Annotated in this window: 22 protein-coding genes; 17 read left to right on the top strand and 5 right to left on the bottom strand. The window is 62.1% G+C overall.

From position 1 onward, the window contains the following. Window positions 1–10 precede the first annotated feature (10 nt). The gene (groES, locus tag ACT53T_RS09875) at window positions 11–298 is read right to left on the bottom strand and encodes a co-chaperone GroES (RefSeq protein ID WP_018267899.1); all 288 of its coding nucleotides are present in this window, start codon (window positions 296–298) and stop codon (window positions 11–13) included. A gap of 326 nt (window positions 299–624) precedes the next feature. Here groES and ACT53T_RS09870 point away from each other — a divergent pair, with 326 nt between their 5' ends. Both ACT53T_RS09870 and ACT53T_RS09865 read left to right on the top strand, forming a co-directional pair. Further along, a complete protein-coding gene (locus tag ACT53T_RS09870; RefSeq protein WP_018267900.1) occupies window positions 625–1,044 on the top strand; it encodes a group II truncated hemoglobin in 420 nt (139 codons plus the stop codon). Then, the gene (locus ACT53T_RS09865) at window positions 1,028–1,618 is read left to right on the top strand and encodes a hypothetical protein (protein ID WP_400765974.1); all 591 of its coding nucleotides are present in this window, start codon (window positions 1,028–1,030) and stop codon (window positions 1,616–1,618) included. Before ACT53T_RS09870 ends, ACT53T_RS09865 begins: the two co-directional genes overlap by 17 nt. Before the next feature lie 163 nt (window positions 1,619–1,781). Here the strand turns inward: ACT53T_RS09865 and ACT53T_RS09860 are convergent, their stop codons facing one another. The 3 genes from ACT53T_RS09860 to ACT53T_RS09850 form a co-directional block, all read right to left on the bottom strand. Further along, window positions 1,782–2,540 carry a 4Fe4S-binding leucine-rich repeat protein gene (locus ACT53T_RS09860; RefSeq protein WP_476161061.1) on the bottom strand — a complete coding sequence of 253 codons (759 nt, stop codon included), beginning with the start codon at window positions 2,538–2,540 and terminating at the stop codon, window positions 1,782–1,784. A gap of 25 nt (window positions 2,541–2,565) precedes the next feature. Further along, complete coding sequence (gene nifA, locus ACT53T_RS09855; RefSeq protein WP_476161060.1) at window positions 2,566–4,347, bottom strand: nif-specific transcriptional activator NifA; 1,782 nt, start codon at window positions 4,345–4,347, stop codon at window positions 2,566–2,568. Window positions 4,348–4,460: 113 nt separating this feature from the next. After that, window positions 4,461–4,940 (bottom strand): hypothetical protein, encoded by a 480-nt coding sequence (locus ACT53T_RS09850; protein WP_018267904.1) that lies wholly within the window; start codon window positions 4,938–4,940, stop codon window positions 4,461–4,463. Between the two features lie 403 nt (window positions 4,941–5,343). Between ACT53T_RS09850 and nifB the strand changes: the two genes are divergently transcribed. From nifB to ACT53T_RS09780, 14 genes are all read left to right on the top strand, one after another. Next, window positions 5,344–6,903 (top strand): nitrogenase cofactor biosynthesis protein NifB, encoded by a 1,560-nt coding sequence (nifB, locus tag ACT53T_RS09845; protein ID WP_026191646.1) that lies wholly within the window; start codon window positions 5,344–5,346, stop codon window positions 6,901–6,903. Window positions 6,904–7,051: 148 nt separating this feature from the next. Then, a complete protein-coding gene (locus ACT53T_RS09840) occupies window positions 7,052–7,285 on the top strand; it encodes a 4Fe-4S dicluster domain-containing protein (protein ID WP_018267906.1) in 234 nt (77 codons plus the stop codon). Beyond that, complete coding sequence (locus ACT53T_RS09835) at window positions 7,282–7,635, top strand: HesB/IscA family protein (RefSeq protein WP_018267907.1); 354 nt, start codon at window positions 7,282–7,284, stop codon at window positions 7,633–7,635. The genes ACT53T_RS09840 and ACT53T_RS09835 overlap by 4 nt, the downstream gene beginning before the upstream one ends. A 17-nt stretch (window positions 7,636–7,652) precedes the next feature. Continuing rightward, entirely contained in the window at window positions 7,653–8,195 is a 543-nt protein-coding gene (locus ACT53T_RS09830; protein WP_400765979.1) for a tetratricopeptide repeat protein, read from the top strand. Next, window positions 8,185–8,994, top strand: coding sequence for a 4Fe4S-binding leucine-rich repeat protein (locus tag ACT53T_RS09825; RefSeq protein WP_476161059.1), 810 nt, complete (start codon window positions 8,185–8,187; stop codon window positions 8,992–8,994). Before ACT53T_RS09830 ends, ACT53T_RS09825 begins: the two co-directional genes overlap by 11 nt. Then, entirely contained in the window at window positions 8,991–9,287 is a 297-nt protein-coding gene (locus ACT53T_RS09820) for a nitrogen fixation protein NifZ (RefSeq protein WP_018267910.1), read from the top strand. Before ACT53T_RS09825 ends, ACT53T_RS09820 begins: the two co-directional genes overlap by 4 nt. Then, the gene (locus ACT53T_RS09815) at window positions 9,284–9,508 is read left to right on the top strand and encodes a nitrogen fixation protein NifZ (protein ID WP_018267911.1); all 225 of its coding nucleotides are present in this window, start codon (window positions 9,284–9,286) and stop codon (window positions 9,506–9,508) included. Before ACT53T_RS09820 ends, ACT53T_RS09815 begins: the two co-directional genes overlap by 4 nt. A 76-nt stretch (window positions 9,509–9,584) precedes the next feature. Further along, entirely contained in the window at window positions 9,585–9,797 is a 213-nt protein-coding gene (gene nifT / locus ACT53T_RS09810; RefSeq protein ID WP_026191647.1) for a putative nitrogen fixation protein NifT, read from the top strand. A 3-nt stretch (window positions 9,798–9,800) separates the two neighbouring features. Then, window positions 9,801–10,064: a hypothetical protein gene (locus tag ACT53T_RS09805; protein ID WP_024881140.1), complete on the top strand. Its 264-nt coding sequence runs from the start codon at window positions 9,801–9,803 to the stop codon at window positions 10,062–10,064. Window positions 10,065–10,070: 6 nt separating this feature from the next. Further along, entirely contained in the window at window positions 10,071–11,222 is a 1,152-nt protein-coding gene (locus ACT53T_RS09800; protein WP_026191648.1) for a DegT/DnrJ/EryC1/StrS family aminotransferase, read from the top strand. A gap of 247 nt (window positions 11,223–11,469) precedes the next feature. Further along, window positions 11,470–11,775 carry a 2Fe-2S iron-sulfur cluster-binding protein gene (locus ACT53T_RS09795; protein WP_024881138.1) on the top strand — a complete coding sequence of 102 codons (306 nt, stop codon included), beginning with the start codon at window positions 11,470–11,472 and terminating at the stop codon, window positions 11,773–11,775. 19 nt (window positions 11,776–11,794) lie between these two features. Beyond that, window positions 11,795–12,010 (top strand): hypothetical protein, encoded by a 216-nt coding sequence (locus tag ACT53T_RS09790; protein WP_018267916.1) that lies wholly within the window; start codon window positions 11,795–11,797, stop codon window positions 12,008–12,010. Window positions 12,011–12,050: 40 nt separating this feature from the next. Further along, complete coding sequence (locus tag ACT53T_RS09785; protein WP_476161058.1) at window positions 12,051–12,950, top strand: SIR2 family NAD-dependent protein deacylase; 900 nt, start codon at window positions 12,051–12,053, stop codon at window positions 12,948–12,950. Window positions 12,951–12,995: 45 nt separating this feature from the next. Beyond that, complete coding sequence (locus ACT53T_RS09780) at window positions 12,996–13,328, top strand: (2Fe-2S) ferredoxin domain-containing protein (protein ID WP_018267918.1); 333 nt, start codon at window positions 12,996–12,998, stop codon at window positions 13,326–13,328. Window positions 13,329–13,474: 146 nt separating this feature from the next. Here the strand turns inward: ACT53T_RS09780 and ACT53T_RS09775 are convergent, their stop codons facing one another. Beyond that, complete coding sequence (locus ACT53T_RS09775; RefSeq protein WP_018267919.1) at window positions 13,475–13,900, bottom strand: response regulator; 426 nt, start codon at window positions 13,898–13,900, stop codon at window positions 13,475–13,477. Window positions 13,901–14,308: 408 nt separating this feature from the next. Here ACT53T_RS09775 and nifH point away from each other — a divergent pair, with 408 nt between their 5' ends. Beyond that, a complete protein-coding gene (nifH, locus tag ACT53T_RS09770; RefSeq protein ID WP_026191650.1) occupies window positions 14,309–15,196 on the top strand; it encodes a nitrogenase iron protein in 888 nt (295 codons plus the stop codon). Window positions 15,197–15,263 lie beyond the last annotated feature (67 nt).

Below are 15,263 nucleotides of genomic sequence, written 5' to 3'. Positions count from 1 at the left end.
GTCTAGCGGCTCAGGCGATCACGCCCAGAATGTCGCTTTCCTTCATGATGAGGAGGTCTTCCCCGTCGATCTTGACCTCGGTGCCGGACCATTTGCCGAACAGCACGCGGTCGCCTTCCTTCACGTCGAGGGCGACGAGCTTGCCGCTCTCGTCGCGGGCGCCCGGCCCGACGGCGATGATCTTGCCCTCGGCGGGCTTCTCTTTCGCGGTGTCGGGAATGATGATGCCGCCTTTGGTCTTGTCTTCGCCTTCGAGGCGCTTGACCACGACGCGGTCGTGGAGGGGACGGAACGCCATTTCGTCTTCCTTCGTTGCTGCCCGGCCGGAGCGCGCGGGCGAAAGATTGAATAAAATGCCTATTAGCACTCGTGAAGGGTGAGTGCCAGCAGGCTGGCGATGACATAGGAAGCAGCCCCCTGCCCTGTCAAGGGCGCGTCCTACTGAAATTCGGGCGCCGGCTGCGCGAATGCATAAAATTGCGCCTTGCCGTGCCTCTTTATTCTCGGGAGGCGGCCGAAATCGGGCGGCCCTATCGCGCTTTCCCGCAGGGGCGTCGCGCCCTTTCGCGCCCTGTGGTAGGCCCATGCTTCGGCATACGAATTGCTAGCTCGCGAGGCATGACAATGGACGCCGTGCAATCGACAAAGACCGCATTCGACGTCATCGGAGGCCAGGAGGCGATCGACCGTCTGGTCGAGACGTTCTACCGCAATATGGACGAGCTGCCGCAGGCGCGGGGCATTCGCGCCATGCATGCGATCGATCTCGGCCCCACCAAGGCGGTTCTGAAGCTCTATCTGGCCGAATGGCTGGGCGGACCGAAGAGCTATTCGGAACAGCGGGGACATCCCCGGCTGCGCATGCGTCACATGGGCTTCGCGATCGGACCCGCCGAGCGCGACGCGTGGATGGCCTGCATGACTGGCGCGCTCGATGAGGTGGTCGATGATGTGAGACTGCGTGACTCCCTGAAGCAGAACTTCGCCAAACTGGCGGATTGGCTACGTAACGATCCGGATAATCAACATGACAAGCATCACTGAAACGGCGTTTGCGACTTTGGAAGAGCAGAAGCGGCTGCTCAGCCCGGTTCACAAGGGACCGACGGAGAAGGCCGGGCGCTTCGGCTTCCGCGGCAAGCTCGCCCTGAAATTCGCCCAACAGTTCGCCGATGAGGCGCGCCCGCCGGAGCTCTGCTCCGATCAGGTCATCGCGGTGGCGGAAGCCGGCAAGCCCACCTTCGACTTCTTCGCGCAGTGGGTGCTCTCTTTCGAGCATCTGGGCAATGTCCACGAGGTGCTGAAGGGCCTGCTGAGCCCTGAAGGCAAATATTTCATTTTCGCCAACAATATCGATCTGCTCAGCAAATATCAGGTCGAGCTCGACGGCATCAATTACTACGTGCTGCCGATCGACGAGTCGACGGTCTACAACGAGCTACTCGAGCTGTTCTACATCGAGAAGAACGATCTCAAGAAAGCCACGACCGCCGGCAAGATCGACGCCGTCGCCAATGCGGGCATCGCCTTCGACCAGAAGTTCGAGAAGATCACCTTCGAGAAGGGCCTGGAAGTCATGGGTCCGGTGCGCAACCGCAACGAGAATCGTCCGGTCTGACGCGACCGTCTCCTCTCGGGAATGATCACGCAATCCAGGGGCCGCTCGGCTCTGGATTGCTTTTTTTTATGCGGCGAGAGAAGGCGGGCGAGAAACGCCATGCGCGCATTCCGACACGATTGTCAGAATGCGCCCGGCCTGGTTCGTTGATCGACAGTGGTGGTCAGTCGCCTTCCAGACGCGCTTGCGCGCAGGCGCGGACCAGCTCGTCCTCGTCATCGAGGAAAGAGGGGAGCAGCTCGGCAGAGCAGCGCTCGGCGACGGTGAAGCGGACTCGCAAATCCTCGTCCTTGCTCATGGCGGCGAGGCGATCCTCCGGCAGGCGCTCGGCGACGACGAGGCGCACCAGAGGCTCGGGGTCCTTCACGAGAAGATGCAGCCGCTCCAGCGGAATGCGGCGCGCGACCCAGCGGCGCACCTCCGGGTCCTCGTCATGGACGGCGATGGTCAGCAAATCGGGCGACAGACGCCGCACGACATGGATGCGGACGAGATAATCCGGGTCCGAATACATGGCGAGCAGGGCGGCCCCTTCGAGCCGATTGGCGGCGACGATTCGCACGCGCGGCTCGGGGTCATGCGCGAGATGGGCGATGCGCGACGCCGGTAGGCGTGACGCCACTGTCGCGCGCACCTCCGGCTCGGGATCGTCGAGCAGAGGCGGCAGACGCAGCACCGAGGCGTAGCGCGCCGCGCGGGCGCGCACCTCGAAATAGACGTGATCGAGATAGGAATCCGCGAGATGCGGATGTCCGCGGAAGAAGAGATCGACACGCTTCGCCCTGCGGTCGCGCACGCAGGCCGATCCCTTGCGGCAGAGCCCCTCGAGATTGAGCGCCACATGGGAGCATTCCCTGCAGCGTATGGGGCGACCGCGCCAGTCGAGCGGATCGTCGCTTATTCTTTCTGGTTCTGCGGCCATTGGCGAGCCGTCTTCTTTCCAGGAATCAAAACTTCTTTACCGGGATGTCATATTTTTGCAGCGCATAGCCGATTTGTCTAGGGGTGAGGCCGAGCAGGCGGGCCGCTTTGGCCTTCACCCATCCGGCCTGTTCCATCGCCTCGATGAGCTTGTCGCGATCGGAGCGATGATCCGTCTCGATGACGGTACAGTTCTCCGCCCCCGGACAGGCCGCCGTTGGTTGCGCCGCGACGACCGGAACGACCGGCTCCTCGACGACCGGCGGCCGCGCCACGGGCGGCCGCGTCGGCGGCGGCGGCGCCTGCGGCTTGGAGACGATCGGCAGAGGCGTGAAGCTCGGCGGGTGCAATCCGCCGATCGTCGACTCGCGTGAGCCGTTCCACAGCACTGAAGACAGACAGCCGTCGTTGCGGCAAGAGAAGTCCTTGTCCACGATCGAGTCGTTGCGCGCCAACGTCGCCGTCCGATAAACGCAATTCTCGAGCTCGCGAATATTGCCCGGGAAGCTGCATTCGTTGAGCACTTCCATCGCCGACTCCGAGAAAGTCAGATGGACATTCTGCTCACCGTTGAACCGACGCAGGAACTCATTGGCGAGCGGCGCCAGATCGCCCCTGCGCTCGCGCAGCGGCGGCAGGAAGATCGGAACGACGCTGATGCGGTAATAGAGATCGGCGCGGAACTCGCCCTTCTGCACCGCTTCCTCGAGATTGCGATTGGTGGCGCAGACGAAGCGAACATCCACCTTCATCGTGCGGGAGCCGCCGACGCGCTCGAACTCGCCCTCCTGCAGCACGCGCAGCAGCTTGGCCTGAAAGGCGGGCGTGATGTCGCCGATCTCGTCCAGGAACAGAGTGCCGCCGTCGGCGAGCTCGAAACGGCCCTTGCGCAGGGCCGCCGCGCCGGTGAAGGCGCCGCGCTCATGACCGAACAGCTCGGATTCCAGCACGCTCTCCGGCAAAGCGGCGCAGTTCAGCTTGACGAAAGGCTTGCTCTGCCGCGGCGAGAGATTGTGGATCGCGGCCGCGAACAGCTCCTTGCCGGTGCCCGACTCGCCGCGCAGCAGCACGGTCGACTTCGCCTTGGCGACGATGCGGATCTTGTCGACGACGGCGCGCACCGCCGGACTCTCGCCGACGATCCCTTTGATGCCGTCCAGCCGCGCCTCTATATGATGCGCCGCCGGCCGATCGCCTTTCTCCAGCCTGGCCTTCTCCTGCATCAGACGCTCGCGATCGCGCGCGATCAGCTTGTGCAGCCGCAAGGTCTGGCCGACCAGATTGGCGATCATTGTCAGGAATCGAACGTCGTGATCGAAGCGAACCGAGGACCGGTCGCTATAGACGCGATCGACCGTCAATGTGCCGACCACCGCATCCGCCTCCTTGATCGGCACGCCGATCAAGGAGAAGGGCTGCCCGTCGGTCGGTCCCCATTCGGAGAGATCCGTGCCTTCGAACAGAGGCGAGGCGGCGACATTCTCGACCACCAGCGGCATCTTGGTCGCGACGATCTGGCCGACCGCCCGCTCGGGAAGATGCTCGAAGAACTTCTTGGCGTTGCCTTCGCTCCAGCCCGAGCCGACGACCACTTCCGGGTCGCCATGCGTGTCGAGCAGAGCGATGAGGCCGTGGCGCATGTCGAGAAAGCTCGACAGCAGCGCCAGCACCCCCGCCAGCGTCTTCTCGAGCCGGTTGGGCGAGGCCAGTAGTTTCGAAATTTCGTAGATTCCGACGAGAGCAGATTCGCTCGGGTCGAACGCGCGAGCCTGAGCCGTGTTCATGCTGCTTCCAGCTTCGTATCCCATAGACGTGCCTGACGTTCCGCGGGAATCGATAGTTCACCCTGGAATGTTTAGCAACTAACATGCCGTCGCCGTGACAGTTCTACGCTCCGCTCGCTGGCGGCGCGCGCACGGCCTCAGGCAACTCCCTGCGCAAGCTCATAAATAACCGTCCAGCCGACATGGCCGGGTGGGTCCAGCAGCTGCAAAATCCCGAGGTTTTCCATCGCTTCCGCCTTGTTGCCGCGTTTCAGCTGAATGAAGCTCAAAGCCTTTAAAGTGTACAATGCGAAGCGCTCGGCCGAGCCCGGCGCCGTTTCTTTCAGCGGCCAGCTATGCGGATCGAGCGCCCATCCGGCCTGCCGCGTCGCCTCGGCCAAGCCTTGATTGGCCACGGTCCAGGCGACCTCCAGATTCCCCATATAAGTATGAATCTTGTAAAGGCAGTAGTAGGCGGGCAGCTCGTGGGGAGACAGCTCCAGCGCCTCCCGAAACAATTCGTCCGCGCGCGTCCGATCGCTTCGATAGGCGAGGACGCCTTTTTGCAAGAGCTCGTTGACGGCGGGCGACAGCTCGCCGAAGTCGACGAGATCGTTTTCACGGGTGAGGTCGTTCATGACGCGCCCGCAAGCAAGCTGCGCGCCAATGCCGGTCGCGCGCGAGACGGGCGAGGAGGCGGGAATTCACGCCCACGGCCGCTGCGCCCGAGCGAAAGGCGCCCGAGAAGCGCGATTTCGCGACTTTATCGTTGGGCTTGCGCGGGTTTTGCGTCGAAGTGTCGCGTTCACGACAGCTGGTTCCGACGCTTTCCGACATGTGTCGGCATTTGGACAGGTTCCAAACAAACAGAGCTTATCTCATAATTTCAGGTCTTTAGGAGCCTGCTTCGGCATGGCATGCTTGTTGCGAACCTCGTGCCCGGACACCGCTTCCGCGACAGCGCCGGTGCATTGGCAGACGGATATGTCGCGACTGCGTTCCGCAAGGGTTTGAAACTCTTCAAATCGTGAGGAACCGAACATGGAATCTCTATCTACTGAAACCGTCGAGGCCGGCGGGGCTGAATCGATCGATGACGTGATGCAGAAGATCGCCGAGCACAAGGGCTGCGGCACCTCCGGCGGCAGCGGCAAGGCGAGCTGCGGCACGGCGGCTGGCGAGAACGATCTTCCGCAGGAAATCTGGGACAAGGTCAAGAACCATCCTTGCTACAGCGAGGAGGCGCATCACCACTACGCCCGCATGCACGTCGCCGTCGCTCCGGCGTGCAACATCCAGTGCAACTACTGCAATCGCAAATATGATTGCGCCAACGAGTCGCGCCCCGGCGTCGTCTCGGAGAAGCTGACGCCCGAGCAGGCCTCCAAGAAGGTTCTGGCCGTCGCGTCGACGATCCCGCAGATGACCGTTCTCGGCATCGCCGGCCCGGGCGACCCGCTCGCCAATCCCGAGAAGACCTTCAAGACCTTCGAGCTGATCTCGCAGACCGCTCCCGACATCAAGCTCTGCTTGTCGACGAATGGTCTCGCTCTGCCGGAGCATGTGGACACGATCGCCAAATATAACGTCGACCACGTCACCATCACCATCAACATGGTCGATCCTGACGTCGGCGCCCAGATCTATCCCTGGATCTACTGGCAGCATAAGCGCATCTATGGCCGTGAGGCCGCCGAGATCCTGACGCAGCACCAGATGCGCGGCCTTGAGATGCTGACCGAGCGCGGCATTCTGTGCAAGGTCAACTCGGTCATGATCCCGGGCATCAACGACAAGCATCTCGTCGAGGTGAACAAGGCGGTGAAGTCGCGTGGGGCGTTCCTGCACAACATCATGCCGCTCATCTCTTCCCCCGAGCACGGCACCGTGTTCGGCCTCAACGGCCAGCGCGGCCCGACGGCTCAGGAGCTGAAGGCGCTGCAGGACAGCTGTGAAGGCGAGATGAACATGATGCGCCATTGCCGCCAGTGCCGCGCCGACGCGGTCGGGCTGCTGGGCGAGGATCGCAGCGCCGAATTCACGACCGACAAGATCATGGCCATGGAAGTGACCTATGATCTCGAGAGCCGCAAGGCTTATCAGACGAAGGTCGAGGAAGAGCGCCTGAAGGTGGCCGCCGCCAAGAACGCCGAGCTGGCGACGCTCGCCGGCGAGGACAATGTCGACATCAAGATCCTGATCGCGGTGGCGACGAAGGGCAGCGGCCGCGTCAACGAGCACTTTGGCCACGCCAAGGAGTTCCAGATCTACGAGCTCAGCACCCATGGGGCGAAGTTCGTCGGCCATCGTCGTGTCGACCTGTATTGCCAGGGCGGCTATGGCGAGGAGGACAGCCTCGACACGATCATCCGCGCGATCAACGATTGCACGGCCGTGTTCGTGGCCAAGATCGGCGGTTGCCCGAAGAACGATCTCGTCAAGGCCGGCATCGATCCGGTCGATGAGTTCGCCTTCGAGTTCATCGAGCAGTCGGCGATCACCTACTTCAAGCGCTATCTGGACAAGGTGAAGAGCGGCGAGATCGAGCACAAGGAGCGCGGCGACGCGACTCTGCGTCAGGGCGCCTTCATCACGGCCTGATACGGAAGCGATCGGCATTCGCCACCAAGGAAGCGCGAGCCGCCGAGCGGCCCGCGCTTCACTCAAGACCGCGGATGCGCGGAGAATTAGGGCTCGTGAGAATCGGCGATTCTCCGGCTCAGTGACGGCTCGATGGAGGAGCAAGCAAATGACCTACAAGATCGTTGCTTCGCAATGCACGTCCTGCTCGGCGTGCGAGGCGGAATGCCCCAATGTGGCGATCTCCGAGAAGAACGGAACCTTCGTCATCAATCCCAAGAAGTGCACCGAGTGCATCGGCTATTTCGATGTGCCGCAATGCGTCGCGGTGTGCCCGGTCGACGACACCTGCGTCATCGACAATTCGCTGCCGCGTTATCAGGCTGCCGGGGGCGCGGCATGAACATTCAATTCACTCCCGCCGCGGAGAAGTTCATCCGTCGCCTCGTCATGTTCGACGGCGGTCCGGGCTTTGGCCTGAGCCTCCACGTCTCCCCGGGCGGCTGCTCGGGCATGAGCGCGGAATTCTCGGTTCAGCCGGCTCCGCGCGAAGGCGAGCAGGCGTTCGACTTCCCGAGCTTCAAGCTGTTTCTGCCGGCGCAGAGCCGCCTGCTGCTCGATGGCGTGACGATCGACTTCAAGGAGACGGCCACCTCCACTGGCTTCTCCTTCATCGATCCCAAGGCGAAGGCCTGCGGGTGCTCCTCGACGACGCAGACGGTCGTCGAGCTGCCGGAGCTTCCCGTGGCGTGAGTGGATAGGAACGCTTCATGTTGAACGGAGATGGCGCTCTACGCAATGAGGCCTTCGACACGGGAGACGAGATTCTCTCTTCTCCTGTCTTCGGCGCCGGATTGCCGGCGGAAGCCGAGCGTCATCTCCGCGAAGCGGCGCTTTCCTACCATCTCGGCGACGTCGCAGAACAGCATTTGTTCGAGGCGCGTCGCGCGGCCCCGACCCATGTGGCGGTGCTGATCGGGCTCTACCGGTTCTACTTCTATAAAAATCGACTCGAGGAGACGCTCGAGATCGCCAAGACCTGCCTCACTCGGGCTGCGATCGACAATTCTTTGCCGCTCGACTGGCGCGAGGTGAGAAAGGGCGACGCCGACTTCGCCAATTACGAGGCCGTGCTGCCGCGCTTCTTCATGTTCGTGCTCAAAGGCTACGCCTATCTGCAGATGCGCATGGGCGAGCATGAGGAGGGACGAGAGGCAGCGCAAAAGCTCCTCGAGCTCGATCCGACCGACAAAGTCGGCGCGACCTTGCTGCTCACCGTGCTCGCGCAACGGGAGGCCGAGGATGTCGACTGACGAGATCGACGAGGCCATCGACTGGCAGGGCGCACCCGTCGATTGCGGCCAATGTCCGCATGGCGAGCTTCTGGCCGAGGGCCGTTGCAAGCCGCTGCGGGCCTGCGTTTTCGACCGTTATGCGCGTCGGATCGATCGCTTCTTCGATTGGAATCCGAAGCTGGCGCGACTTTATCTCGCGCATCCCTATTTCGAGGTGCGCGCCTGGGCCGCAAAAGCCGCCGAGATATTCCTCCTGCCGGCGCTTCTGGACGATCCCGAAGAGACCGTGCGCTGGAGCGCCGCGCGGCGCCTGCCGGACCGCTATCTTCTCAAGCTTCGCAATGATCCGCATCGCGAGGTGAGGATCAGGGTCGCGCACCGGCTCGACCCCGTCGATCTTCTGCCGATGATCGAGGACCGCGACTATTATGTTCGTCAGGTCGTCGCCCGTCGAATATCGCCCGATCTGCTGGTGCTGATGATCGACGACGACGAGATCGAGGTGCGGCGCGTGGTCGCTCAGCGCATCGCGCCGCAGGCGCTGAAACGCATGACGACCGACCCGGACGCCACAGTCCGCTTCGAGGCCGCGCAACGGCTCGACGCCGCGCTGCTTCCCGATCTCATCGGCGACCCGGACTGGCGTGTGCGTTACGAGGTGGCGCAGCGCGCCGCCCTCACGGACATTGGACTTCTTCTCTCCGACGAGGATCCGATCGTGCGCGAGACCGCAGAAGCGCGGCTCGGCGAGACGCCCGATCCATCCGGCCGGAAAGTCTTGGAGCGCAACCACAGCCACATCGAGGAACGGATATGAGCAACATCAACCGTGACGACGGCGCCGTCGAGCTGAACGATCCGCCGGCCTTCAACTACGGTGAGAAGGTCAAGTCGAAGAAGGTGGTGCGAAACGACGGAACCTTCCCGGGCAAGGACGTCGGCGAGATTCTCGTCAAAAAAGGCGAGATCGGCTACGTCTCGAGCATCGGCACGTTTTTGCAGCAATTCTACATCTACGGCGTCGAGTTCGTGGAGACCGGCTATAAGGTCGGCATGCGCAAAAAGGAGCTCGAGCCCGTCGAGGTCGTGACCCAAGAGGCGGCTCAATGATCAAATATGATTGGGGCATGCGGGTGCGCGCCACCGTCGATCTGTTCAACGACGGATCGCACCCGGGGCATGAGCCGGACGCCCTGCTCGTGAAGGCGGGCGATCCCGGCGAGATCGTGCAGATCGGCCAGCATGTCGAGAGCGACACGCCCGTCTATATCGTGGAGTTCGGCGAGAAGACGGTGATCGGATGCTTCGAGGAGGAGATCGAGCCCGTTTGACGCGGTGATTTTTTCGCACGACTCGCGGTATGAACATTGCTAAACGACAAGGGTCAACCTAACAGCGAGGCGCAGTGTGAAAGTCATGATCCGCAGAGGCTCCGACGGCATTCTTTCGGCCTATGTGCCGAAGAAGGATCTCGAAGAGCCGATCGTCGAACAGGAGAGCCCCAATTTGTGGGGCGGCACGGTGACGCTCGCCAATGGTTGGGTGCTTCAGCTGCCGGAGATGGCGGCGGAGACTTCGCTGCCGATCACGGTCGAAGCCAAGAAAGTAAGTGGAGACTGAAAAATGCCGATCGCGACCGAGCAACTCGAGGCGATCGACGCGACGCTCGCGACGGCGGCCGCCGATCAGGCGGCCGTTTCCGCTCTGAGACAAGTCGCACCCGGCCTCACGGCGATGAGATGCGACAAGGCGGATATTCAGGACGAGACGCCGTTTCGCACCTATGAGAACTGCGATTTGTTCCTGATCGACGCCCGCGATCATTGCGTCAAGATCACAGCGGATCCGACCGTCGCCACAGGATTGGTGGTTGCCCCGAAAAGGTGAGCGAGCATGCAGACGTCCCTTCTGCCGATGAATGATCCAGATCTCGCCCAGAGTGATCTGGATGCGGTCGTCGAGACGATCACGTCCCCGCGACTGTCCGCGGGACCGAAAGTCGAAGAATTCGAGGCGGAGTTCGCCGCCTATCTCGGGCGCAAGCATGCGATCGCCGTGTCCAGCGGCACGATCGGCCTTCTGCTGACATTGCGCGCCTATGGCATAGGCCCCGGCGACGAGGTCGTCGCCTCCGCCCATTCTTTCCGCGAGACGACGCATGCGATCGCGCTCTCGGGCGCGCGGCCGGTGTTCGCCGACATCGACTATTGGGCCGGCACGCTGGCGCCTGAAAAGGCCGAAGCGGTCATCACCGACAAGACCAAGGCGATCGTCGCGGGCAACACCAACGGCCATCCGGCCCCGTGGGAGCCCTTTCGTCAGCTCGCCGAAGCGAAGAAGCTGATCCTCATCGAAGATTCGACCGAGGCTATCGGCTCCATCTACAAGGGCAAGCTGGTCGGCTCCTTCGGCGATTGCTCCGTGTTCGACTTTTCGCAGCCGGGCGTCATCGCCTGCGGCGAGGGCGGCATGATCGTCACCGATGACGACGACCGCGCCTCGGCGATCCGCAATCTTCGCAGCCGCCGGATCGCGGAGCGATCCTCTGTGGTGCTCGGCGCCTATCCTCCCATGCAGGCGGCGATGAGCGACATCACCGCGGCGCTCGGTCTCGCGCAGTTTCGGCGCCTCGAGCTGCTGCTGGCGCGCCGCACCCGAGTCGAGCGCTGGTTCTACCAATATGTGAAGTCCTTCGAAGGGATCAAAGATCCCTATATCGCGCCCGACGTCGAGGAGGTTCACTGGTTCCTCTATGTCGTGCATCTCGGCACGCGCTTCTCGCGCTCCAGCCGCGATCAGATCATCGAAGATTTGCAGACAGAGAAGATCGACGCGGCGGCCTATTCGCATCCGCTGCACTTGCAACGCTACTACTTCGATCTCGGCTATCGGCGCGGCAATTTCTTCGTGACCGAGAAAGTCGCGGATCGCGCGGTCGCGTTGCCCTTCCACGCTCATCTCACCGAAAATCAGATCGCTTTCATCGTCGGCACGATGAAGGACGCTTCGATCAATATCGGCGCAGGCGCCGCTATTTATCTGTGACAGGCGCGCCGGCCTCTGGCCGGCGCGTCCATAGCCGTCATGTCATTGTCCAGAAACGGACGTGACCGAAGTCGCGAGTGGCCGAGAGTAGCCCAACCGCGCGAACAAAAGCCCCATCACACCCGGAACGCTGCGCTTTTTCGTCCGCGATGCGTGCTGTCGCGCGCGCCGCTGCACGAAATTTAGAGTGGTTCGAAACTTGCTGGAAAGACGGTGTGAGGACCTTTGGCAAGGAGGAGTGAACGACATGCCGGTACTGACCATTCTGCCGTCGGGCAAAACCATCGAAGTTGAGCCGGGCAGCAGACTCCTGGACGCGATTCTCAAAGCGGAGGAGAAGATCCAAAGCAAATGCGGTGGCGAGGCCAAGTGCGGCACCTGCCATCTTTTCGTCCAGGAAGGAAAGAAGAGCCTGTCGAAGACAACTCGCGCCGAAAACGAGCAGTTGGACACGATCGTCGGCGTGGGCTCGAAATCGCGTCTCGCTTGCCAAGCCAATTTCGGAACCGAGAACGTCACGGTCGAGCTGCTGGGCTTCGACTCGGGCCGCTGAAAACCGGAGGGGAATCAAGATGAGCGACAAATCCGTCATCATTCATGTCCGCTTTTACAATGACGGCTCCGTGCAGGAGATCGGCGAGCGTCCCGCGAGCCTGTCCAGCCAGGAGTGGTTCACCAAGCTGACCAACGCCTACGCCATGGACTACATGGCGCTTTCGGGCGGCCGCGGCGCCTTCAAGCTGACGCCCGAAGAGCTGGACGTCGCCAAGAGCGCCACGCTTCAGTGACAAAGCAGGCAATCCGGGTTCGACGAGAGGAGAAACACAAGTGCTGAGCGCAATCAAAACGGGGTTTGAGCGAGGCCTCGTGATACCCTATCTCGGACCCGGCGTGCTGACGCTGGCGACCGGCGGGAACCCTGTTCCCGCCTCTCCCGAAGAATTGGTCGTGCAGCTGACGAAGGCGGCGACCGTTCCGCACAAAATCCGCAATAATCTCACCGCTGCCGCTCAATACATCGAGAACTTCAAGCATCGCAAAACCATATCGGCCGCGATGAAGAAGGCTTTCGAGGAGTCGCCGGATCCTAGCGTCCTGCATAAGTGGATCGCCGAGCAGCCGAGCTTGCCGCTGGTGGTCAACGCCTGGTACGACGATCTGCCGCAGAAATCCCTCGCGGGCCGCAAGGGCTGGGGCATTGTGCAAGGCGTGTCACAAGCCGAACATTTCGGCTATTGGGTGAATTATTTCCGGCCTGATTTCTCGCTCGTGCCCAATAAGGAATTCATCCGCGACGGGTCCGGCGCCAAGGCTCCGGCCGAGGCTCCCGAAGAGACTCTGGCTTGGGAAACTCTGCTCTATCAGCCGATCGGCTCGGTGACTCCGGCGGCGAATTTCGTCATCTCGGACTCCGACTATGTCGAGGTGCTGACAGAAATCGACATTCAGACGCCGATCCCCGAAGCGGTCCAGTCGATCCGCAAGGGCCGCAGCTTCCTCTTCCTCGGTTGCCGCTTCACGACCCAGCTCGAGCGCAACTTCGCTCGTCAGATCATGAAGCGCTCTTCCGACCAGCATTGGGCCGTGATCGAAGGCCCGCTGACGAAGAATGAAGCGAAGTTCCTCGCCGAGCAGAACATCACGCGTATCGAGACGCCGCTCGCCGAATTCGTGGGCACTCTCACCGGCCAGCCTGTCGTCGTCACGACCGCCGACGCTGCGGCTTGATCGGCGCCGGCGTCGCCGCAGATCAGTGTAATTCAGGACAAGACAATGCTCGAAGAACTTCCGGTCGTGTTCAAATACCATGTGTTCACCTGCTTCCAGCAGCGTCCGCCGGGACATCCGCGCGGCAGCTGCACCACTTCCGGCGCGAAGCCGCTGTGGGATCGTCTGCAGGCCAAGCTCGGCGCGCAGCCGCTGCCCGACGTCTCGATGACGGCGACGGGATGTCTCGGATTCTGCCGCGCCGGCCCGTTGATGGTCGTCTATCCGCAGGGCGTCTGGTATGCGCCGCGCACGCCGGAAGACATAGATGAAATCGTTCAATCGCATTTCATCGACGGAAATCCCGTCGAGCGCTTGATCATCGTGCCGCAGCTCTGACGCCGACGTCGAGAGAATGCGCAAACGCCCGCGGTCGCCGCGGGCGTTTTCTATTTGTCGGACCCGTGAAAAAAACACATCCGAAAACAAAAAGGCCGGAGCGAGCGCTCCGGCCTAGATCGTCGCCTGATCGCCTTCGCCCGATGTCAGAGAACAGTCAACGGAATGGCGACTCCCTGGCGCCGGCCGAGAAGAACGTCCACTTTCTGCCGAACGAACTCGACCGTCAGCGGCTTGACGATATAGCCGTGAGCGCCGGCCGCCTGGCTCTCCTTGCCGAAGCCGCTCTGAAGCGAGTCGACGATCACCAGCACCTTCACGCCGGAAATGCGTTGGGGAATTTCCTTCAGCACGGGAAGGCCGGCCGCTTTCACGACATTTTCCGACAAAATCAAAAGATCGGGCTTCGCCGACGCCGCCTTGTCGATGGCGGATTCGAGGCTCCCGATCTCGTGGGTCTCATATTCGTCGTGCAGCATGAACTGAAGCGCCGCCCGAATGATCTCGTCGTCGTCGACGACGAAAATGCGCTTGTTTTCGACCGCCCTGGACGTTTCGACGCCGATTTGCATCTCGTCTGCTCCGTAGTTTGACTGCCCGCTTTCTAAGCAATCGACATGCCGTGCCGAATCCGACAATGGCGACGAAGCGCGTCCGAATCTTACAATAGTTCCGAACGAGCCAGTCGGCCAAAAGCGCTTCGTCCGATTCCGCGCATGACTGTCGGCTTTGACACACCCCCCTCGGGGGGCACGGCGCTCATCTCTAAATAATTGATTTCACCTTATTTAAGGCTGCGAATGAGGGCTGGCACGCCGCTTGCGAGACAGGGCCCGCAAGGCGAGTGGCTGCGGATTGGGCGGCCCCGATCACCAAGGGGGCGATCAAGCAACCGGCGCCGGGCTCGGTCGGTAACGACGACTTCGGCCTGCGCGCCGTGCGCGCCGATCGCAATGAAACGGTATCTTAAGGAGACAGAGATGTCAGAACTTCGACAGATCGCGTTCTACGGCAAGGGCGGTATTGGCAAGTCCACGACCTCCCAGAATACCCTCGGGGCTCTTGCCCAGATGGGCAAGAAGATCCTCATCGTCGGTTGCGACCCCAAGGCCGACTCGACCCGCCTGATCCTCCACGCCAAGGCCCAGGACACCATCCTGTCGCTCGCCGCCGAGGCCGGCTCGGTCGAGGACCTCGAGATCGAAGACGTCATGAAGATCGGCTTCATGGACATCCGTTGCGTCGAGTCCGGTGGTCCGGAGCCGGGCGTCGGCTGCGCCGGCCGTGGCGTTATCACCTCGATCAACTTCCTCGAGGAGCAGGGCGCTTATGACGGCGTCGACTACGTCTCCTACGACGTGCTCGGCGACGTGGTCTGCGGCGGCTTCGCGATGCCGATCCGTGAGAACAAGGCTCAGGAAATCTACATCGTCATGTCCGGCGAGATGATGGCCATGTATGCGGCCAACAACATCTCCAAGGGCATTCTGAAGTACGCCAACTCCGGCGGCGTGCGCCTGGGCGGGCTGGTCTGCAACGAGCGCCAGACCGACAAGGAGTACGAGCTGGCGGAGTCTCTCGCCAAGAAGCTCGGCACCCAGCTGATCTACTTCGTGCCGCGCGACAATATCGTTCAGCACGCCGAGCTGCGCCGCATGACTGTCGTGGAGTACGCTCCCGAGTCCGGTCAGGCTCAGCACTACCGCAACCTGGCCGAGAAGGTCCATGCGAACAAGGGCAACGGCATCATCCCGACCCCGATCACCATGGACGAGCTCGAAGACCTCCTCATGGAGCACGGCATCATGAAGCAGGTCGACGAGTCGCAGGTCGGCAAGACCGCTGCGGACCTCGCCGCGATCGCGTAATCCGTTTGAAAGCTAGCGGCCCGGCCTCGAACGGGGCCGGGCCGATCTTTCAAGCTAGGACTAATCA

The organism is Methylosinus sp. DMC45, from assembly GCF_056313885.1.
This window is presented reverse-complemented; position numbering and strand designations above follow the sequence as displayed.